Raw genomic sequence first — 18,675 nt, 5'->3', positions numbered from 1 at the left:
CTATGGGTCACGAGGGCGCAGGCGGCAAGCCGCCGGTCAAGTCGCAGGAGGATCTTCGCGCGCATTTCGGGCAATTGAGCCCGCTCGCCGAGAAGAAGGTGCTCAACCATCTCGACAAGTTCTGCCGCGACTTCATCGCGCTGTCGCCGTTCCTGGTCATCGCCTCCAGCGACGGCAAGGGCCATGCCGACGCCAGTCCGCGCGGCGATGCACCGGGCTTCGTCTCGGTGCTCGACGACAAGACACTGCTGATCCCGGATCGCCGCGGCAACAACCGGGTCGATACGTTCGGCAATATCATCGCTTCGCCCGGGATCGGGCTGATCTTCATGGTGCCTGGCATCAACGAGACCCTGCGGATCAACGGGCGAGCCGAGATCTCGCAGGAGTCGGATCTCTTGACGCCGCTGACGGTGCAGAACGTCACCCCGATCATCGGCATCAAGGTGCATGTCGATGAGACCTACTTCCATTGCGGCAAGGCGCTGATGCGCTCGAAGCTCTGGAATCCGGCCGCCCAGGTCGAGCGCCACAGCTTCCCGACGCTCGGCCGCATCATCGCCGAGCAGACCGCGGCCGTCGAGGTCGAGGTCGCTGAGAAGACGATGGAAGAGGCCTATCGCACGCGGCTGTACTAGGGCGCGATGCGACTTGATTAAACGCGGCCCGTCCGCGCGTTCGCTTCGCCTCTCCCGCTTGCGGGGAAGGCCGGCGCGCGTAGCGCGACGGGTGGGGGCTCCCTCCACAATAGGATTCGTGGTGATACCCCCACCCCAGCCCTCCCCCGCAAGCGGGAGAGGGGGCGCATCATCTTCGCGGCCGCTATTCAGCCCGACTGCATCATACTCTCGTCCGGCCGCGTCCCCAGTTCACTCCGCCGCGGGTGAGATCACGCTCGGCGGGCCGGGCGGCCGCTTGGTCTGGTCGGTTGGCTGCTCGCTCGGGGTCAGCTCGTGGTCGGCATGCGAGACCACGAGCCGCTTGCCGAAGCGCCAGATCAGGCCGCCGATGTCGTCCATCACCATGAACATCGCCGGCACGAACACCAGCGACAGCACGGTCGAGAAGATCAGGCCGCCGATCACCGCGAGCGCCATCGGTGAGCGGAATTCGCCGCCGGCGCCGAACGCCAGGGCGGACGGCATCATGCCGGCGGCCATCGCGATCGTGGTCATCACGATCGGGCGGGCGCGCTTCATGCCGGCGTCGATCATGGCGTCCTCGCGCGCCTTGCCGTCGCGGATCGCCTCCACCGCGAACTCCACCAGCATGATGGCGTTCTTGGTGACGATGCCCATCAGCATCAGGATGCCGATCCACACCGGCGTGGTGAGCTGCTTGCCGGTCAAGAGCAGCGCGCCGATAGCGCCGCCAATCGACAGCGGCAGCGAGAACAGGATGGTGATCGGCTGCAGGAAGGTGCCGAACAGCAGCACCAGCACGGCATAGACCATCATCAGTCCGGCGGTGATCGCGGTGGCGAAGCCGTCGGACAGTTCGGCGAGGCTCTCGGCGTCGCCGGACGGGCTCACCTTCACGCCCTTCGGCAGGCTCTTCATGACAGGCAGGTCGTAGATCAGCTTGGTGGCATCGCCGAGCGCGGCATTGCCGACCAGGTCGGCCGCGACGGTGGCCTGCCGCTCGCGGTCGTAGCGGTTGATGCTGGTCGGGCCCTGGTCGAGCTGGATGTCGGCAACGACCGAGAGCGGCACGCCGCCGCGCTCGCCGCGCTGGCCCAGCGGCACGCGCAGCTGCTCCAGCATCTGCAAATCGCTGCGCGCATTGTCCTCGAGCTGGACGCGGATCGGCACCTGACGCTCGCCGGCGTCGAATTTGGCCAGCGCAGGGCCGACGTCGCCGATGGTGGCGACGCGGATGGTCTGCGACAGGCTTTCGGTCGAGACGCCGAGCCGCGCCGCGAGCTCGGCGCGTGGACGGATGCGCAACTCGGGTCGGTCGAGCGCGGTTTCCGAGATCACGTTGGCGATGATCGGAATCCGCTTCATCTGGGTCGCGAGCTCGCTGGCGACGTTGTTGACGATGTTGCTGTCGGTACCGGTGACGACCAGCGAGATGGCGCGCAGGCCGTTCTCGTCGAGGAACCAGAACCGGATATCGGGGACGTTGTCGAGCTCCTTGCCGATCGACAGCTCGAGCTCGCGCTGGGTGATCCTGCGGTCCGCCTTCGGCGTGTAGTTGATGATCAGCGCGGCGCGGCGCACTTCCTGGATGCCCGGCGGCACGCGGCCGCCGTCGACGAACACGCTCCTCACCTCAGGCCGCTTGCGCAGCCGCGCCACGATCTCCTCGGTGACCTTCTCAGTGTAGGCCAGCTGCGAGCCGGGCGGCAGTTCCATCGCCAGCAGCGAGCGCGCGGTGTCCTGCGCCGGCAGGAAGCCCTGCGGCAGCAGCGTGATGCTCCAGATCGACGCGGCGAACACCGCAAAGCCGATCAGCACGGTGATGTAATAGTGCCGCACCGACCAGGTGACGAGGCCGTGATAGCTGCGCAGGATGCGGCCGGGCGGCGGATCGTCGTGGTCATGGTGCTTGAGGAAATAGGCGGCCAGCATCGGCGTCACGAAGCGCGCGGCGAGCAGCGAGAAGAACACCTGCACCGACACGGTGATGCCGAACTGCTTGAAGAACTGGCCGGCGATCCCGGACATGAAGCTCGCCGGCGCGAAGATCGCGATGATGGTGAGCGAGATCGCGATCACCGCAAGGCCGATCTCGTCGGCGGCCTCCAGCGCGGCCCGGTAGGGCGTCTTGCCCATCCGCATGTGGCGGACGATGTTCTCGATCTCGACGATGGCGTCGTCGACCAGGATGCCGGTCGACAGCGTGATGGCGAGGAACGAGACCAGGTTGAGCGAGAAACCGAGCAGGTCCATCGCCCAGAACGCCGGGAAGATCGACAGCGGCAGCGAGACCGCCGCGATGATGGTGGCACGCATGTCGCGCAGGAACAGCAGCACGATGATGACGGCGAGGATCGCGCCCTCGAACAGGGTCGAGATCGCGGCCTCGTAATTGCCCTTGGTGAATTCGACCGAGGTGTCGATCAGCTTGAGATCGACGTCGGGATAGGCGACCTTCAGGGCGTCGATCCGCTTCTGCACGGCAGCCGCGACGACGACGTCGCTGGCGCCCTTGGAGCGCTTGATGCCGAGTGCCACCACCGGCTCGCCGTTGAAGCGGGCGAAGGTGCGCCGGTCGGCGATCGTGTCGGTGACGGTGCCGAGATCGTCGAGCCGGATCTCGCCGCCGCCGAACAGCGGAATCATGGTGCCGGCGAGCTCGTTCAGCGTCTTGGCGCCGGCCAGCGTGCGGATCGCCTGGTCGTTCTTGCCGATCTCGGCGCGGCCGCCGGCGACGTCGACATTGGTGCCGCGCAGGATCTGGCTGACATTGACCGCGGTGAGCCCCACCGCCTGCAGCTTGTCGGGATCGAGCGAGACCAGGATCTCGCGCTCGACACCGCCGATGCGCTCGACCTGGGCGACGCCGCGCACGCCCTGCAGCGCGCGCTTGACCACGTCGTCGACGAAGTAAGATAGCTGCTCCGGCGTCTTGCCGGGCGAGATCGCGGCATAGGTCACGATCGGCAGGCCGATGACGTCGACGCGCTGGATCAAGGGCTCGGTGACGTTCTGCGGCAGGTTGGCGCGCACGCGGGTCACGGCGTCCTTGACGTCGTTGAGCGCGCGGTCGGTGTTGGTCTCCAGCGCGAACTGGATCGTGGTCACCGACAGGCCGTCGGTGATCGAGGAGGAGATATGGCGCACGCCCTCGACACCGGAGACGCCGTCCTCGATCGTCTTGGTGACCTGCGATTCAAGTTCCGAAGGCGCGGCGCCGAATTGCGAGACCGCGACCGAGATCACCGGAATGTCGGCGCTCGGCAGCCGCGTCACGGCGAGCTTGGTGAAGGAGACCCACCCCAGCACCAGCAGGATGATCGAGAAGACGATCGAGGGAAGCGGGTTCCGGATCGACCATGCCGAGATGTTCAAAGCCATTAGCGTATCCGAATTAGCGTGATCGCGTGCGATCGAGTTCGTCGGCGAACATGGTCTTGATCTGGTCGCCGTCATGCAGCGAGGTGCCAGCATCGGCCACGACGATTTCGCCGACGTCGAGGCCTTCAAGGATTTCGGTCGAGGTGTCGGAGGTCAGCCCGACGCGGACCCTGCGGGTCTCGATCGTGTTGCCCTTCACGACCTGCAAGGTCAGGCGGTCGATCGCGGTGCGCGGCACCGCGACGCCGCAGGAGCGCTTGGCGTCGATATTGGCGCGCGCGAACATGCCGACCTTCAGCGTCGGATTGTTGTTGATGGTGATGCGGACGTGCCCGAGCTGGGTGGCGCGGTCGATCTGCGGCGAGATCTGGCGGACCTTGCCGACGATGTCGGGCGCGTCGTCGCGGCTGATCCGGACATTGGCGCCGGGATTGAGCTTCAGGAGCTGGAAGCTCGGCACCTCGGCGTCGAGCTCGATCTCGTTGTTGACGGAGATCTTGAACATCGGCGGAGCCTGCGGCGAGGCCGGGGCGCCGGGCGCGGTGCGCACCTCGGTGACGAGGCCGGCGGCCGGGGCGCGCAGCACGATCGGCTTGGCGTTGCCCTGCGCCGCCTGCTGCGGCGGCGGGGTCAGCCGCGCCAGTTCCTGGTTCTCGGTCACGGTGTCGCCCTCGCGAACCAGCACGTCGGTGACCTTGGAGCCGTCCTGGTCGACATTCACCTGCGCCTCGCGGCGCGGCACGATGAAGCCGGTGACGCGGACCATGTCGGAGAAGCAGGCATTGGTCGACTTCGTCACCACGACCAGCGCCTGGCCCGGCGTTTCCTTCTCCTCCGGATGGGAGCGGTGCTCGAACGCGTAGTAGGCGACAGCCAGTGCGAGGAAAACCACCGTGCCGAGCGCAGGCTTGAGGTACTGGGAAAAGTTCATCGCCTGATCAATCCAGAACTTGGCGCGTATCGACAGGGATTGTCTTGGGCGCACGTCGAAGTCTCATCTCGCCGTCGTAGTGTGTGGGCATCGGAAAGGCCGGGGTCCATTGTTCCGGATCGTGCCCTGACGTCATGTGAGGCGGGTCACCTGTAAGCCGTTTTGGGCGTTCGCCCCAAAGCAAATGCGCCCCGCCGGGGTGCGGAACGCATTGTAACCTCAAAAAGGGCCCGCGCCATCGCCCATCACCTCTGGATTACTTGGCGGCGGTGTCCTTGTTTTCCACGTTGACCACCTGCACGCGCCGGTTGACGTCCGCCATCGGGTGGCTCGGGTCCTTCAGCTTGCTCTTGCCATAGCCGACGGTGACGAGATCGGTGCCGTTGATGCCGTATTTGTCGACCAGATAGCGCTTGATGGCGTCGGCGCGGCGCTCCGAGAGGCCCTGATTGTAGTCCTCGCCGCCGGCAGCGTCGGTGTGGCCGGCTACCACGAAGGTCGAGCCCTTCAGGTCCTGATTGGTCAAAGCGCGGCCGAGCGCCTGCACCGAGGGCAGCGACTTCGCGCTGATGTCGGCGGAGTTGTAATCGAAGTTGATCTCGAGATCGATCTTCGGCTTGTCCTGGACGATGGTCGCGATTTCCTCGCGCTCGGTCGAGGACAGCGAGCGGGTGGCGCGGCCACGGATGCTCTGCACGAACTTGGCCTGGTCGGCGTTCAGCCCGGGCGAGGTGGTCTGCGGGCCGACCGAGAGGCCGCGGGTCAGTGGCTTCTTCTCGGGCGTCAGCGCCTTGATGATCTGGTCCTCGGTCACGTCACCAGCGCGGGCGGCCGCCATGCCTGATAACAGCACGGCGCCGCCGGTCACGATTGAAAGGAGCGCGGCCCTTGCCGACGGCTTGAACATTTCGGTCCCTCCTGCGCCGGTTGGCGCGGTTCCATGCAACGCTTCGGATCGATCGCGGGCATCGCTGCCCGGCACGCACCCTCTGATTAGTCGCGCCATTGCAGCAGCGGTTCGAGCCGCGGGCAGGCCCGGTTTCATATGTCACTGCACGCCGTAGTCGGCGAATTCCTTGACGATGTTCGGGTCCATCGCCTTGGCGTTGGCGATGTCGAGATCGCCTTCCGCGACCGCGCCGTTGCGCTTCTTGGCGAGGCCTCGCCCGTACAGCGACGAGGTCAGCCGCGGGTTGATCTTCAGCGCGGCGTCGAAATCGGCGATGGCGTTCTTGTTCTGCCCGCCCTTCAGATTCATCAGCCCGCGGCTGTCGAGCGCATCGACGAAATTCGGGCGCAGCCGCAGCGCTTCGTTGCAGTCCTTCAGGGCCGCCTGCAGGTCGCCGATCACGGTGCGGACCCAGCAGCGGTTGTTATAGGCCTCGACATCCTTCGGGTTCAGCCGCAGCGAATTGGTGAAATCCTTCACCGCGAGATCATAGGCGCCCTTGCTGGCAAAGACCTGGCCGCGGCGATACAGCGCAGCCGCGTCATCCGGATTCTTGTCGAGCTTTTCGTTCAGGCTCTTGATCGTCGGGTCATCGGCGAGCACGGGTGAATTGCTCGGGGCCGGGGTGGGCTGGATCACCACCGGCGGCGGAGGCGCGGGTGGCGGCAGCGCGATCTCGGGCGCTTTTGGCGGAGGTGGCGGTGCGGTCGGCGCTGTCGCGACGGCCGGCTTCGGCGGCGCGGGTGGTGGCGTCGGCGCGGTTGCCGCCGGAGGCGTCGGCGCCGGCTTCGGCGTTGCAGCGGGTGGGGCTGGCGGCGCCGGTGGCGGCGAGACCGGCGGTGCCGTTGCCACCTCGGGCGACGGCGATACGGCCGGCGCGGGCGCGGCGCTCGACGGTCCCGGCGTGCCGGCTGCACCGGCTGGAATGAACGAGAAATCCTCGGCCAGTGACGACGAGATCCACGGCACCTGTTCCTGCCGGGAGGCGCGGGTGACGCCGACGCGGGTGCGGTTCAGCGTTTCCTCCGCCATCAGGTCGGGGGTGCGGATCTCCTTCAGCAGTTCCCGCACGAACAGGCTGCGGTCGCTGCCATTGTCCGAGACCACGGACGACAGCGCGGCCGAATACATCACCAACGTTCCGTTGGGTGCGATCACCGGGGCGAGCCCCGCCGAGAAGCTGCGGAAGCGGCGCTCGAACGGGTTGCGCCTGGAGGCGTCGACCAGGGCGATCTTCACCCCGGCGCCGCGGCTGTTGATCTCGCCGAGCACGGTCTCGAGGCTGAAGCCGTCGCGCCGAACGTCGGCCTCGGCCCAGATCTGGGCGTCGATCGGGATCATGTAGCTCTGCCGGTTCGACTGGATGCCGTAACCCGAGAAGAAGATCAGCGCGACCGAACCCGGCTTGATCTTGCCATAGAGCCGGTCGAAGGCGCGGCGCATGCCGTCGCCGGTCAGGTTCTCGCCGACCTCGACGGTGAAGCCGTCACGCTTGAGCTCGTCGGCGACGTCGCGGGCGTCGTTGACCGGCTCCTTCAGCGGCGCGTCGGCGTCGGGATATTTGGCATTGCCGATGACCAGCGCGAAACGATCGCCGGCGGCGAAGGACAGGGTGGGCGACGCGATTGCAAAAATCAGCGTGGCGAGCAAGGCAAGGCGGATTTTCATAATCGCGGCAAATCCAGATCGCGGCATTCCACATGAAATGGCGCCGCTTCGAGCCTGCGCCTCGGGGACCTTACTCTAGCGAAAATCCATTATCAAACCACGGCCAAACCCCCGTCAACGGCTTGCTGCACCATCGCCTATTGCAGCGAGGACCGCGAGGCCGCAGTGCAACACCCGCGCTCATGGCGGCCATCGCCATCGTGGCATGGTGCAGGTTCCTGCGACCGGATAGTGTGATTGCATTCACAGAGGCTTGCGCAGTGGTTTGGGCCGCCCTGTCATGCGCTCGTCGCACTGCGCGCAGTTTGACCTTTGCGCAAGGCGATGGCTTTGTGTCCGGGACGGCAAGCCATTCAACAAGACCGCAAACAAGAGCGAAACCGATGGGAAACGCCTACGAAATCTACGCCCTGCGCTATGCGACGATGTCGCCGCGCACGCCGCACCTCAATTTCCTGGTGCCCGATCCGCACGACACCACGGCGCAGGATCTCGATTATTTCGTCTGGCTGATCCGCGGCCACGGCCGCGACATCCTGGTCGACACCGGCTTCAACGCCGAGGAGGCCAAGGCGCGCGCCCGCAAGCTGACGCTCAACCCGGTCGATGCGCTGGCCGGCTTCGGCGTCTCGGCTGACTCGATCCGCGACGTGATCGTTACCCATCTGCATTACGACCATGCGGGCAATCTGGATCGCTTTCCGGGCGCCAAATTCCATCTGCAGGAACGCGAGATGAGCTACGCGACCGGCCGCTGCATGTGCAACGGCATGCTGCGCCATCCGTTTTCCATCGAGCATGTCACTCAGATGGTGCGGCACGTCTATGGCGAGCGCGTCACCTTCCATTCCGGCGATGGCGAGATCGCGCCCGGCGTGACCGTGCATCGCGTCGGCGGCCATTCCGACGGCCTGCAGGTGGTGCGGGTCGAGACCGCGCGCGGCCCGGTCGTGCTGGCGTCGGACGCCGCGCATTATTACGCGAACCTGCACAAGAAGAGCCCGTTTCCGATCGTCTACAATGTCGGCGACATGGCGCAGGGCTGGGAGACCGTCGAGCGGCTTGCCGGTCATCCCGATCGCTTCATCCCCGGCCACGATCCGATCGTCAGCGAGATCTATCCGCGCGCCAGCGATAAGGTCGATGCGTTCGCGCTGCATCTGGCGCCGTCGCGATCGTTCGCGAAGTAACCGGGCACGTCTGCAAAACGTCAAGAAACGTCAAAAAGAAGAGCGATATGACTGACTATAAAACTCTCGGATTCATCGGCCTCGGCGTGATGGGTGAGCCGATTTGCCGCAACCTGGTCAAGAAGAGCGGTAAGCGCGTCGTGGTGTTCGACCTCGCGACTGAGCCGCTGCAACGGCTGCGCGCCGACGGCGCCGAGATTGCCGGCTCGGTCGCCGACGTCATCAAGCAGAGCGACGTGCTGTTCCTCTGCCTGCCGAGCGCCAAGCATGTGCGCGCGGTGTTCGAAGGCGACGGCATTCTGAAGAACATCAGGAGCGGCCAGGTCGTGGTCGATCTCGGCACGTCTTCGGTCAGCCAGACCCGCGACTTTGCCGCGCAATTGCAGGCCAAGGGCGCGGCCTGGGCCGACGCGCCGATCGCGCGCACCCGGCAGGCGGCGCAGGACGGCACGCTCAGCGTGATGGTCGGTGCGGTGCCCGCGCTCTATGCCGCGATCGAGCCCTTGATCCGCTGCTTTGCCACCGACGTCACCAATTGCGGCGATGTCGGCGCGGGGCAGGTGACCAAGATCCTCAACAACATGGTGCTGTTCGAGACCGTGAACGCGCTGGCCGAGGCCGCCGCGGTGGCAAAGCACAGTGGCGTCGATCCGAAGCTCTTGCTGGAAACCCTGTCGAAGGGCTCGGCCGACAGCTTTGCGCTGCGCAACCACGGCATGAAGGCGATCGTGCCCGGCGTATTTCCCGAGCGCGCGTTCTCGACCGAATATGCGCTGAAGGATCTGTCCTACGCACTGGAGCTCGCCGCCGACGCCGGCATCAAGATCCGCGGCGCGGAGCTGATCGGCACCGTGCTGCAGGAGGCGATCGACAAGGGATCGGGGGATAATTATTTCCCTGTGATCGCGAAGCATATCGAAGGGGCGTAGCTCTCGCGCCGCATGAGCTGCGTAGGGCGGATTAGCGCAGCGCAATCCGCCGTATCTTGCGTCACGAGCGGCGGATTACGCCAGCGGCCAATCCGCCCTACGCAGCTGTGTTCGTGTTGGGACGCCAGCCAACCTCGGCGTCGTCCTGGCGAAAGCCAGGACCCATAACCACAAATGTCCTTTGTTGAGCTTCGCTGGAACGACGAGTCGCGTTCACAACACCGGCCGCGGAGTATGGGTCCTGGCTTTCGCCAGGACGACGGCGAAGTGTGTATCCAAAGCGGAGCGTGTCTCTAATACACGTCCTTCGCATCGGCCTCTTCGCTGGACTGTACCAGCTCGAGGCTGGTCTCGACCTTGCCGAGCAGGCGTGCGAGATCGCGGCGTTCCTGCGCGGACAGGCAGGACAGGATCTCCTGCTCCTTGCGCAGCAGGCGCGGGATCAGCTCTTCATAGAGCCCCTGGCCCTTCTTGGTCAGCCGCAGGCGGAATTCGCGGCGGTCGTCGGCGTTCTCGACGCGCTCCACGATCTCGCGCTCCATCAGCGCTGACACGGCGCGGCTGATGGTGGATTTATGCGTGCGGGTGCAATGCGCGATGTATTGCGCGCTACAGGGATCGCTGCGGAAACCGAGCGTCGCGAGCACGCGCCATTCCGGAATGTCGAGGTCGTAGCGCGCCTGATATTCGCTCGACAGCGCCGAGGACACCTCGGCCGCCACCCGGTTCAGGCGGAACGGCATGAAGTGGAACAGGTCGAGGCGCTTCTTGGTCGGCGCGACATTGTCGCGCGCGTCCGCTTCCACGGCGCTGCGCGGCCGGATCGGAGGCTGGCTTGCAGAGGTCCTGGCCAAAAATTCCTCCAATTTGAGTTGACGGCGAGCCCGACTGGGAGTTTAAGATAGTTGCAAGTGAGACTAATTTAGCAAGGTCGCGCCCAGCCCGCAAGGTGCTGGTTGCCAGCCGGTCACACAAGCCGCAGTCCGAGCCACAGACAAGGGCCGGCGCCAGGGAACATCCAGGGTCAAGCAATGGCAGCCAACACGGCACAGGCCAAAACCCAGTTCGGCTATCGCCGTCATCCCGACCAGGAGCGGTCGGGCGCCAATGTGGCGGAGCACCCGGTCGTAGTGGTCGGCGCCGGGCCGGTAGGGCTGTCGCTCGCGATCGATCTCGCGCAGCGCGGCCAGCGCGTGGTGCTGCTCGACGATGCCGACCGGATCGGCGAGGGTTCGCGCGCGATCTGCTTCTCGAAGCGCTCGCTCGAGTTCTGGGATCGCCTCGGCGTCGGCGACCGCATGGTCGAGAAGGGCGTGGTGTGGAGCGTCGGCAAGATCTTCCACGGTGCCTCGCAGCTCTACCAGTTCAATTTGCTGCCCGAGGAGGGCCACAAGCGGCCCGCCTTCATCAACCTGCAGCAGTTCTATGCCGAGGCCTATCTGGTCGACCGGGTCGAGCAGCTGCCTGAAATCGACCTGCGCTGGCGCAACAAGGTGATCGCGCTGGAAAGCCGCAACGACGGCGTCGCGCTGACGATCGCGACCCCCGAAGGCTCCTATCAGGTACGCGCCTCCTTCGTGGTCGCCTGCGACGGCGCGCGCTCGTCGCTGCGGCAGATGGTCGGCGCGGACTTTGCGGGGCAGGTGTTCGAGGACCAGTTCCTGATCGCCGACGTCAAGATGACCGCGGCATTCCCGACCGAGCGCTGGTTCTGGTTCGACCCGCCGTTCCACGCCGGACGCTCGGCGCTGCTGCACAAGCAGCCGGACGACATCTGGCGGATCGATCTGCAGCTCAATCCGGATGCCGATCCGGTGGCCGAGAAGCAGCCCGAGAACGTGCGGCCGCGGATCGAGCGCATGCTCGGGCACGACAAGTTCGAGTTCGAGTGGATATCGCTGTACAAGTTCCAGTGCCGGCGGATGGCCAAGTTCATCCACGGCCGCGTGATCTTCGCCGGCGATTCCGCGCACCAGGTCTCGCCGTTCGGCGCGCGCGGCGCCAATTCCGGGCTCGAGGACGCCGAGAATCTGGCGTGGAAGCTCGATCGCGTGTTGCGCCGGCTGTCGCCGGAAAGCTTGCTGGAGACCTATCACATCGAGCGTAGCGCCGCGGCGGATGAGAACATCCGCGAGTCTACCCGCTCGACCGATTTCATGGCGCCGGTGACCCGGCAGGAGGCGCGGCTGCGTGAAGCGGTGCTCTCGCTGGCCAAGGACACGGAATTCGGCAAGCGCATGGTCAATGGCGGCCGGCTGTCGGTGCCGTCGGTCTACGACACGCCGCTGTCGAGCGGCGATCGCGACGATTGGCGCGGCGGCCCGCGGCCGGGCACCTCGATGCCGGACGCGCCGGTGACCGAGCAGGGCGGCGGTTCCAGCTATCTGACTGATGTTTTCATCAGACAGGGAACGCGTTTCACGTTGCTGGAGTTTGGCAATGGCACGGCCGCCGATGTCCCTGAGGGCGTCGGCAGCATCCGGGTCGGCGGCGAGGGCGGCCTGGTCGACGCGCAAGGCCTGGCCGGCAAGCGCTACGACGCCGAGCCTGGCACCGCCTATCTGCTGCGGCCGGATGGCTACGTCGCGGCGCGCTTCCGCAACGCCGCGCGGCCGCCACTCGATGCGGCGCTGGCGCGCGCGTCCGGTGTGAGCTGAGGAGCAGTCATGGCGCTGTCGACCAGTTCGAACTTCGCAAAGCCCGACGACGCCTTCCGTGCCATCGTCGAGGCGCATCGCGGCCTCACCGAGGCGCAGAGCGCCGATCTTGATGCCGCGCTGGTTTTGGTACTCGCCAACCACATCGGCGATCTCGACGTGCTTCGCGAGGCGATCGCGCTGGCGAAGCGGCGGACGCTGGACGCGAGCCAGCAGCAACAACAGCAACAACAATAGCACTGATCAAACGGACAGGATTGAACTGATGGCCAAAGGTTTCGCATCGACCACGGATCTCGCGGAGAAGAAGGTCACCTTCTCCGAGATCGGAACCGATCTCTACGCCTTCACCGCCGAGGGCGACCCCAACACCGCCGTCATCGTCGGCGAGGACGGCTGCCTGGTGTTCGACGCACAGGCGACGCCTGCGATGGCCAACAAGGTGATCGAGCGGGTCAAGACCGTCACCGACAAGCCGATCAAATACGTCGTGCTGTCGCATTATCACGCGGTCCGCGTACTCGGCGCCTCCGCCTATCACGCCCAGGGCATCGTGGCCTCGCAGGAGACCTACCGGCTGATCCAGGAGCGTGGCCAGCAGGATTGGGATTCGGAGTACGGCCGCTTCCCGCGGCTGTTCCAGGATGCCGCGAGCATTCCCGGCCTGACCTGGCCGACGCTGACCTTCGAGGGCGAGATGTCGATCTATCTCGGCAAGCGCGAGGTGCGGCTGATGCAGCTCGGAGCCGGCCACACTTCGGGCGACATCGTCGCCTGGGTGCCGGACGCCGAGGTGATGTTCTCCGGCGACCTGATCGAATATCACTCGGCCTGCTATTGCGGCGATGCGCACCTGCGCGAATGGCCGATGACCCTGAACGAAATCCGCGCCTTCAATCCCAAGGCGATCGCGCCGGGCCGCGGCGATGCGTTGAAGGGCCTCGAGACCGGTCGCGATGCGATCGCGATGACCCGCGATTTCGTCACCACGCTCTATGGCGCCGCCGAATCGTCCGTCGCCAAGGGCCGCAGCCTGAAGGAGTCGATGGCGGCGACGCGCGAGGTGATGGATCCGAAGTTCTCGAAGTTTGCGATCTATGAGCACTGCCTGCCGTTCAACGTTTCGCGTGCCTATGACGAAGCGTCCGGGATCGACGATCCCGTGATCTGGACCGACAAGCGCGACCAGGAAATGTGGGCCGCCCTGCAAGGAGGATAGCGATGAATATCAACACCTCGCCTGATCAGATCGTTCGCAGCTCGGGGCAGGTCACGCCGGGCTACATGTCCGGCTTCGGCAACAGCTTTGAGACCGAAGCGTTGCCCGGCGCGCTGCCGATGGGGCGCAACTCGCCGCAGCGCTGCGCCTATGGGCTCTATGCCGAGCAGCTGTCGGGCTCGCCGTTCACGGCGCCGCGCGGCACCAATGAGCGCTCATGGTTGTATCGCATCCGTCCCTCGGTGCGGCACTCTGGCCGCTTCGCCAAGGCAGATAGCGGGCTGTGGCGCACCGCGCCGTGCCACGAATACGACATGCCGATCGCGCAATTACGGTGGGATCCGGCGCCGATCCCGAAGCAGGACATGACCTTACTGCAGGGCGTGCAGACCATGACCACGGCCGGCGATGCCAATACGCAGGCCGGCATGGCAGCGCACATCTATCTCATCACCAAATCGATGGTCGATCAGCATTTCTACAATGCCGATGGCGAGATGATGTTCGTGCTGCAGCAGGGCAATCTGCGCCTCGTCACCGAGTTCGGCCGCATCGATGCCGAGCCCGGCGAGATCGTGGTGATCCCGCGCGGCGTGAAATTCCGCGTCGAGATTCCGGGCGGACCCGCGCGCGGCTATCTCTGCGAGAATTACGGCGGCGCCTTCACGCTGCCGGAGCGCGGCCCGATCGGCGCCAATTGCCTCGCCAATTCGCGCGACTTCCTGACGCCGGTGGCCGCCTACGAAGACAAGGACACCCCGACCGAGCTCTACGTCAAGTGGGGCGGCGCGCTGTTCAAGACCACCTTGCCGCATTCGCCGATCGACGTCGTCGCCTGGCACGGCAATTACGCGCCCTACAAATATGATCTGCGCACCTTCTCGCCGGTCGGCGCGATCGCGTTCGATCATCCCGATCCGTCGATCTTCACGGTGCTGACCTCGCCGTCGGAGACCGCCGGCACCGCGAATATCGACTTCGTGATCTTCCCGGAGCGCTGGATGGTGGCCGACAACACCTTCCGTCCGCCGTGGTATCACATGAACATCATGTCGGAGTTCATGGGCCTGATCTATGGCGTCTACGATGCCAAGCCGCAGGGCTTCGTGCCGGGCGGCATCTCGCTACACAACATGATGCTGCCGCATGGTCCGGATCGCGAAGCCTTCGAGCACGCCAGCAACGGCGAGCTGAAGCCAGTGAAGCTGACCGGCACGATGGCCTTCATGTTCGAGACTCGGTTCCCGCAGCGGGTGACGCAGTACGCCGCGACGTCATCGACGCTGCAGGACGATTACTCGGATTGCTGGAAGGGGCTCGAGAAGAAGTTCGACCCGACCAAGCCGTAATCTTACCCTCCCCTGGAGGGGGAGGGTCGACGCGAATGAAATGAGCGGCGGGGTGGGGTGACAGTTTCTCCTTTGAGGCAGTACCCGGGGGGAGGGATCACCCCACCCCGTCTCGCATTTCGCTTCGCTCCATGCGAGCCGACCCTCCCCCTCCAGGGGAGAGTGGCGAAAGTAGAACCACCATCATTGCGTCGAGAAAACCATGCCCCACCCTAACGACCCATCCCTCCGTTCCTTCATTGACGTTGCCCCCACTTCCGACTTCCCGATCCAGAACCTACCCTACGGCGTGTTCTCGTCGAAGGACGGCCTTGCGCCGCGTGTCGGCGTTGCGATCGGTGATTATGTGCTCGATCTCTGGGAGCTCGAGCAGGATTCGCGGCTCGATGTCGGGCCGCTCGGCGTGTTCTCGCAGCCGTCGCTCAACGCCTTCATGGCGCTTGGGCCGAAAGTGTGGTCGGCGACGCGGGCGCGGATCAGCGAGCTGTTGCGATCAGATCATCCGGAGCTGCGCGACAACAGGGAGTTGCGGGCACGGGCGCTGCTGCCGATGGCTGACGTCCAGCTGCACATGCCGTTTGCCGTCTCGGGCTACACCGATTTCTATTCGTCGAAGGAGCACGCCACCAATGTCGGCGTCATGTTCCGCGGCAAGGACAATGCGTTGCAGCCGAACTGGCTGCACATGCCGATCGGCTATAACGGCCGCGCCTCGACGGTGGTGGTTGGCGGCACCAAGGTGCGGCGGCCGCGCGGCCAGCTGAAGCCGCCGACCGCCGAGGTGCCGAGCTTCGGCGCCTGCAAGCGGCTCGACTTCGAGCTCGAGATGGGCTTCGTGGTTGGTCAGGCCTCGCCGATGGGCGAGATGCTGACCGAGAAGCAGGCCGAGGAGATGATCTTCGGCTTCGTCATCCTCAACGACTGGAGCGCGCGCGACATCCAGCAATGGGAGTATGTGCCGCTCGGGCCGTTCCAGGCCAAGGCGTTCGCGACCTCGATCAGCCCGTGGGTGGTGACGCGCGAGGCGCTGGAGCCGTTCCGGATGCAGGGCCCGGCGCAGCAGCCGGAGCCGCTGGCGTATCTGAAGCAGACCCGGCCGAACAATTACGACTTGCAGCTCGACGTGAGCTTGCGCGCTGGCGCGATGAACGAAGCCAAGACGATCTGCAGCACCAACTTCAAGTACATGTACTGGTCGTCGGTGCAGCAGCTCGTGCACCACGCCTCCAGCGGCTGCGCGATGAATGTCGGCGATCTCTTAGGGAGCGGCACGATCTCCGGCCCCGAAAAGCATCAGCGCGGCAGCCTTCTCGAAATCAGCTGGAACGGTACCGAACCGGTCGAGCTGGCCAGTGGCGTGACGCGCTCGTTCCTGGAGAACGGCGACTCGCTCGTCATGCGCGGCTGGTGCCAGGGCGATGGCTATCGCGTCGGCTTCGGCGAGGTCGAGGGCACGATCGTCGCAGCGGAGTAATTCTCTCGCTGTCATTGCGAGGAGCGAAGCGACGAAGCAATCCATCTATCCCCGCGCGGAGGGGGTGGATTGCTTCGCTTCGCTCGCAATGACGAGGACAAATCACCGCTCCTCGGGCCTGACATCCCTCAGCCGCGCCGTATGCGCCGCGCAGTCCTCAAGGCTATACTTCAGGTGCACCCGCTTGTCGGACGGCGGCTGGTTCATGGTGCAGACGCCCGGCCGCCACGGCTTGGCCGGGCGGATCGGCCGCGGCGCGAAGCCGCCGCCGCAATTCGGGCAGACATTACCGAGCTTGGTCTCGGCGCAGTCCGCACAGAACGTGCATTCGTACGAGCAGATCCGCGCGTCCAGCGCGCTCGGTGGCAGGTCCTTGTCGCAATATTCGCAGTTCGGTCGCAGCTGCAGCGCCATGGTCATCTCTCTTGCCGGATGTTGGCGGAATGATCGCAAATCGGACCGGGAAAGCGAATGACGGAATTCCCTCGATTCGCGCCAGTTAGGTCTGCAGAGCCTTCAATGGCAGCTTGGTGCTCTCCTTCAGGCGGTCGAGCACGATCGATGAGCGCACATGCGCCACGCTCTGGTGCGGCATCAGCACGTTGTTGACGATGTCGGACAGGCTCTTCAGGTCGCGCAGCATCACCTTGAGCACGTAGTCGGCGTCGCCGGTCAGTGCATAGGCCTCCTGGATGTCGTCGACGCGGTTGACCAGCTCGCGAAACCGCTTGGCGTTGTCGGGCGAGTGGGTCGCGAGCGTGATGTGGATGAAGGCGATCAGGCCGAAGCCGAGCGCCTCGCCGGCGAGGTCGGCGTGGTAGCCCGCGATCACCTTCTCCTCCTCCAGCCGCATCCGCCGCCGCGAGCATTGCGAGGCTGAGAGCCCGACCAGGTCGGCCAGCTGCTGGTTGGTCAGCCGGCCGTCGTCCTGCAGCGCGGCGAGCATTTTGAGGTCGAAGGCATCGACGTCAGGCATGCGTCAAATGTCCATATCATGCACGGATCGTGCGCGAATCTAGCAAATCAGGGACTATTTTGCACGCACGTTGCGCAGCAGGTGACGGAAACTGATCCCCAGACAAATCAGGGAGTTACCGCCATGGGTCCGTTTCCGCACGATGCGCCGCCGGCCGAAATCAGCACCGAGAACCCGATGGGCACCGACGGTTTCGAGTTCGTCGAATATGCCCACCCCAACCCCGGCGAGCTGCATGCCCTGTTCAAGCTGATGGGTTTTGTCGCGGTTGCCCGCCACCGGACCAAGAACATCACGGTCTATCGCCAGGGCGACATCAACTATCTCGTCAATGAGGAGCCGGGCAGCCACGGCTTCAATTTCGTCGCCGCGCACGGTCCCTGCGCGCCGTCGATGGCGTTCCGCGTGGTCGATGCGAAGCGCGCCTATGAGCGCGCGATCGCGCTCGGCGCCGAGCCGGCGGATGCCTCGGCCGCCGGGAAGACGCTCGATGTGCCCTCGATCAAGGGCATCGGCGGCAGCCTGCTGTATTTCGTCGATCGCTACGGCGCCAAGGGCTCCGCCTATGACGCCGAGTTCGAGTGGTTGGGAGAGGAAAATCCGCGTCCCGCAGGCTCGGGCCTCTATTACATCGATCACCTCACCCACAACGTCCATCGCGGCCGCATGGATGTCTGGACCGGCTTCTATTCAAAACTGTTCAACTTCCGCCAGATCCGCTTCTTCGACATCGAAGGCCGCGCGTCCGGCCTGTTCTCCCGCGCGCTGACCAGCCCGGACGGCAAGATCCGGATTCCGATCAACGAGGATGCCGGCGATTCCGGGCAGATCGAGGAATATCTCAACATCTATCACGGCGAGGGCATCCAGCACATCGCCTGCGGCGCGCGCGATATCTACCGCACCGTCGAGACCTTGCGCGCGGACGGCTTGCCCTTCATGCCGTCGCCGCCCGACACCTATTTCGAGCGGATCGACGCCCGCCTGCCCAAGCATGGCGAGGATATCGCGCGGCTTCAGAGCAACGGCATCCTGATCGACGGCGAAGGCGTGGTCGAGGGCGGCCAGACCAAGGTGCTGCTGCAGATCTTCTCGGCGAATGCGATCGGGCCGATCTTCTTCGAATTCATCCAGCGCAAGGGCGACGACGGCTTTGGCGAAGGCAACTTCAAGGCGCTGTTCGAATCGATCGAAGAAGACCAGATCCGCCGTGGCGTGCTGAAGGTCGATCACGCGGCGTAGGCCCTTGGAGGGGAGCGCGCTCGCTCAAAACTCACAGTCGTCGTCCCGGCGAAGGCCGGGACCCATAAC

Annotated in this window: 16 protein-coding genes; 9 read left to right on the top strand and 7 right to left on the bottom strand. The window is 65.2% G+C overall.

The features are described from left to right. Nucleotides 1-2 precede the first annotated feature (2 nt). Nucleotides 3-638, top strand: coding sequence for a pyridoxamine 5'-phosphate oxidase family protein (locus CO675_RS32375; RefSeq protein ID WP_097675823.1), 636 nt, complete (start codon nucleotides 3-5; stop codon nucleotides 636-638). Between the two features lie 231 nt (nucleotides 639-869). Here the strand turns inward: CO675_RS32375 and CO675_RS32370 are convergent, their stop codons facing one another. From CO675_RS32370 to CO675_RS32355, 4 genes are all read right to left on the bottom strand, one after another. After that, on the bottom strand, nucleotides 870-4,022 hold the full coding sequence (locus CO675_RS32370) for an efflux RND transporter permease subunit (RefSeq protein WP_097675822.1): 3,153 nt from the start codon (nucleotides 4,020-4,022) through the stop codon (nucleotides 870-872). 13 nt (nucleotides 4,023-4,035) lie between these two features. Next, nucleotides 4,036-4,953: an efflux RND transporter periplasmic adaptor subunit gene (locus CO675_RS32365; protein WP_097675821.1), complete on the bottom strand. Its 918-nt coding sequence runs from the start codon at nucleotides 4,951-4,953 to the stop codon at nucleotides 4,036-4,038. 256 nt (nucleotides 4,954-5,209) lie between these two features. Then, the gene (locus tag CO675_RS32360) at nucleotides 5,210-5,860 is read right to left on the bottom strand and encodes an OmpA family protein (RefSeq protein WP_097675820.1); all 651 of its coding nucleotides are present in this window, start codon (nucleotides 5,858-5,860) and stop codon (nucleotides 5,210-5,212) included. A gap of 141 nt (nucleotides 5,861-6,001) precedes the next feature. Continuing rightward, nucleotides 6,002-7,570 (bottom strand): caspase family protein, encoded by a 1,569-nt coding sequence (locus CO675_RS32355; RefSeq protein WP_097675819.1) that lies wholly within the window; start codon nucleotides 7,568-7,570, stop codon nucleotides 6,002-6,004. 383 nt (nucleotides 7,571-7,953) lie between these two features. Between CO675_RS32355 and CO675_RS32350 the strand changes: the two genes are divergently transcribed. Both CO675_RS32350 and CO675_RS32345 read left to right on the top strand, forming a co-directional pair. After that, a complete protein-coding gene (locus tag CO675_RS32350) occupies nucleotides 7,954-8,760 on the top strand; it encodes an N-acyl homoserine lactonase family protein (protein WP_097675818.1) in 807 nt (268 codons plus the stop codon). 47 nt (nucleotides 8,761-8,807) lie between these two features. Beyond that, nucleotides 8,808-9,689 (top strand): NAD(P)-dependent oxidoreductase, encoded by an 882-nt coding sequence (locus tag CO675_RS32345; RefSeq protein WP_097675817.1) that lies wholly within the window; start codon nucleotides 8,808-8,810, stop codon nucleotides 9,687-9,689. Between the two features lie 293 nt (nucleotides 9,690-9,982). On the opposite strand, the gene CO675_RS32340 is transcribed toward CO675_RS32345, so the two are convergent. Next, on the bottom strand, nucleotides 9,983-10,543 hold the full coding sequence (locus CO675_RS32340; RefSeq protein WP_097675851.1) for a MarR family winged helix-turn-helix transcriptional regulator: 561 nt from the start codon (nucleotides 10,541-10,543) through the stop codon (nucleotides 9,983-9,985). Between the two features lie 177 nt (nucleotides 10,544-10,720). Here CO675_RS32340 and CO675_RS32335 point away from each other — a divergent pair, with 177 nt between their 5' ends. The 5 genes from CO675_RS32335 (at nucleotide 10,721) to fahA (ending at nucleotide 16,388) form a co-directional block, all read left to right on the top strand. Beyond that, on the top strand, nucleotides 10,721-12,346 hold the full coding sequence (locus tag CO675_RS32335; protein WP_097675816.1) for an FAD-dependent oxidoreductase: 1,626 nt from the start codon (nucleotides 10,721-10,723) through the stop codon (nucleotides 12,344-12,346). A 9-nt stretch (nucleotides 12,347-12,355) separates the two neighbouring features. Further along, nucleotides 12,356-12,583, top strand: coding sequence for a DUF2783 domain-containing protein (locus tag CO675_RS32330; protein ID WP_092121894.1), 228 nt, complete (start codon nucleotides 12,356-12,358; stop codon nucleotides 12,581-12,583). Between the two features lie 28 nt (nucleotides 12,584-12,611). Continuing rightward, entirely contained in the window at nucleotides 12,612-13,565 is a 954-nt protein-coding gene (locus CO675_RS32325) for an MBL fold metallo-hydrolase (RefSeq protein ID WP_097675815.1), read from the top strand. A 2-nt stretch (nucleotides 13,566-13,567) separates the two neighbouring features. Beyond that, complete coding sequence (gene hmgA, locus CO675_RS32320; RefSeq protein WP_097675814.1) at nucleotides 13,568-14,914, top strand: homogentisate 1,2-dioxygenase; 1,347 nt, start codon at nucleotides 13,568-13,570, stop codon at nucleotides 14,912-14,914. A gap of 202 nt (nucleotides 14,915-15,116) precedes the next feature. Further along, nucleotides 15,117-16,388: a fumarylacetoacetase gene (fahA, locus tag CO675_RS32315; protein WP_097675813.1), complete on the top strand. Its 1,272-nt coding sequence runs from the start codon at nucleotides 15,117-15,119 to the stop codon at nucleotides 16,386-16,388. A gap of 102 nt (nucleotides 16,389-16,490) precedes the next feature. Here fahA and CO675_RS32310 read toward each other — a convergent pair whose 3' ends face one another. Both CO675_RS32310 and CO675_RS32305 read right to left on the bottom strand, forming a co-directional pair. Beyond that, entirely contained in the window at nucleotides 16,491-16,802 is a 312-nt protein-coding gene (locus tag CO675_RS32310; protein ID WP_097675850.1) for a DUF1272 domain-containing protein, read from the bottom strand. An 85-nt stretch (nucleotides 16,803-16,887) separates the two neighbouring features. Further along, nucleotides 16,888-17,364, bottom strand: coding sequence for an Lrp/AsnC family transcriptional regulator (locus CO675_RS32305; RefSeq protein ID WP_097675812.1), 477 nt, complete (start codon nucleotides 17,362-17,364; stop codon nucleotides 16,888-16,890). 123 nt (nucleotides 17,365-17,487) lie between these two features. On the opposite strand from CO675_RS32305, the gene hppD reads away from it, so the two are divergent. Next, on the top strand, nucleotides 17,488-18,606 hold the full coding sequence (gene hppD, locus CO675_RS32300; protein ID WP_097675811.1) for a 4-hydroxyphenylpyruvate dioxygenase: 1,119 nt from the start codon (nucleotides 17,488-17,490) through the stop codon (nucleotides 18,604-18,606). Nucleotides 18,607-18,675 lie beyond the last annotated feature (69 nt).

The sequence above is a fragment of the Bradyrhizobium sp. C9 genome (assembly GCF_002532045.1).
GTDB lineage: Bacteria > Pseudomonadota > Alphaproteobacteria > Rhizobiales > Xanthobacteraceae > Bradyrhizobium.
This window is presented reverse-complemented; position numbering and strand designations above follow the sequence as displayed.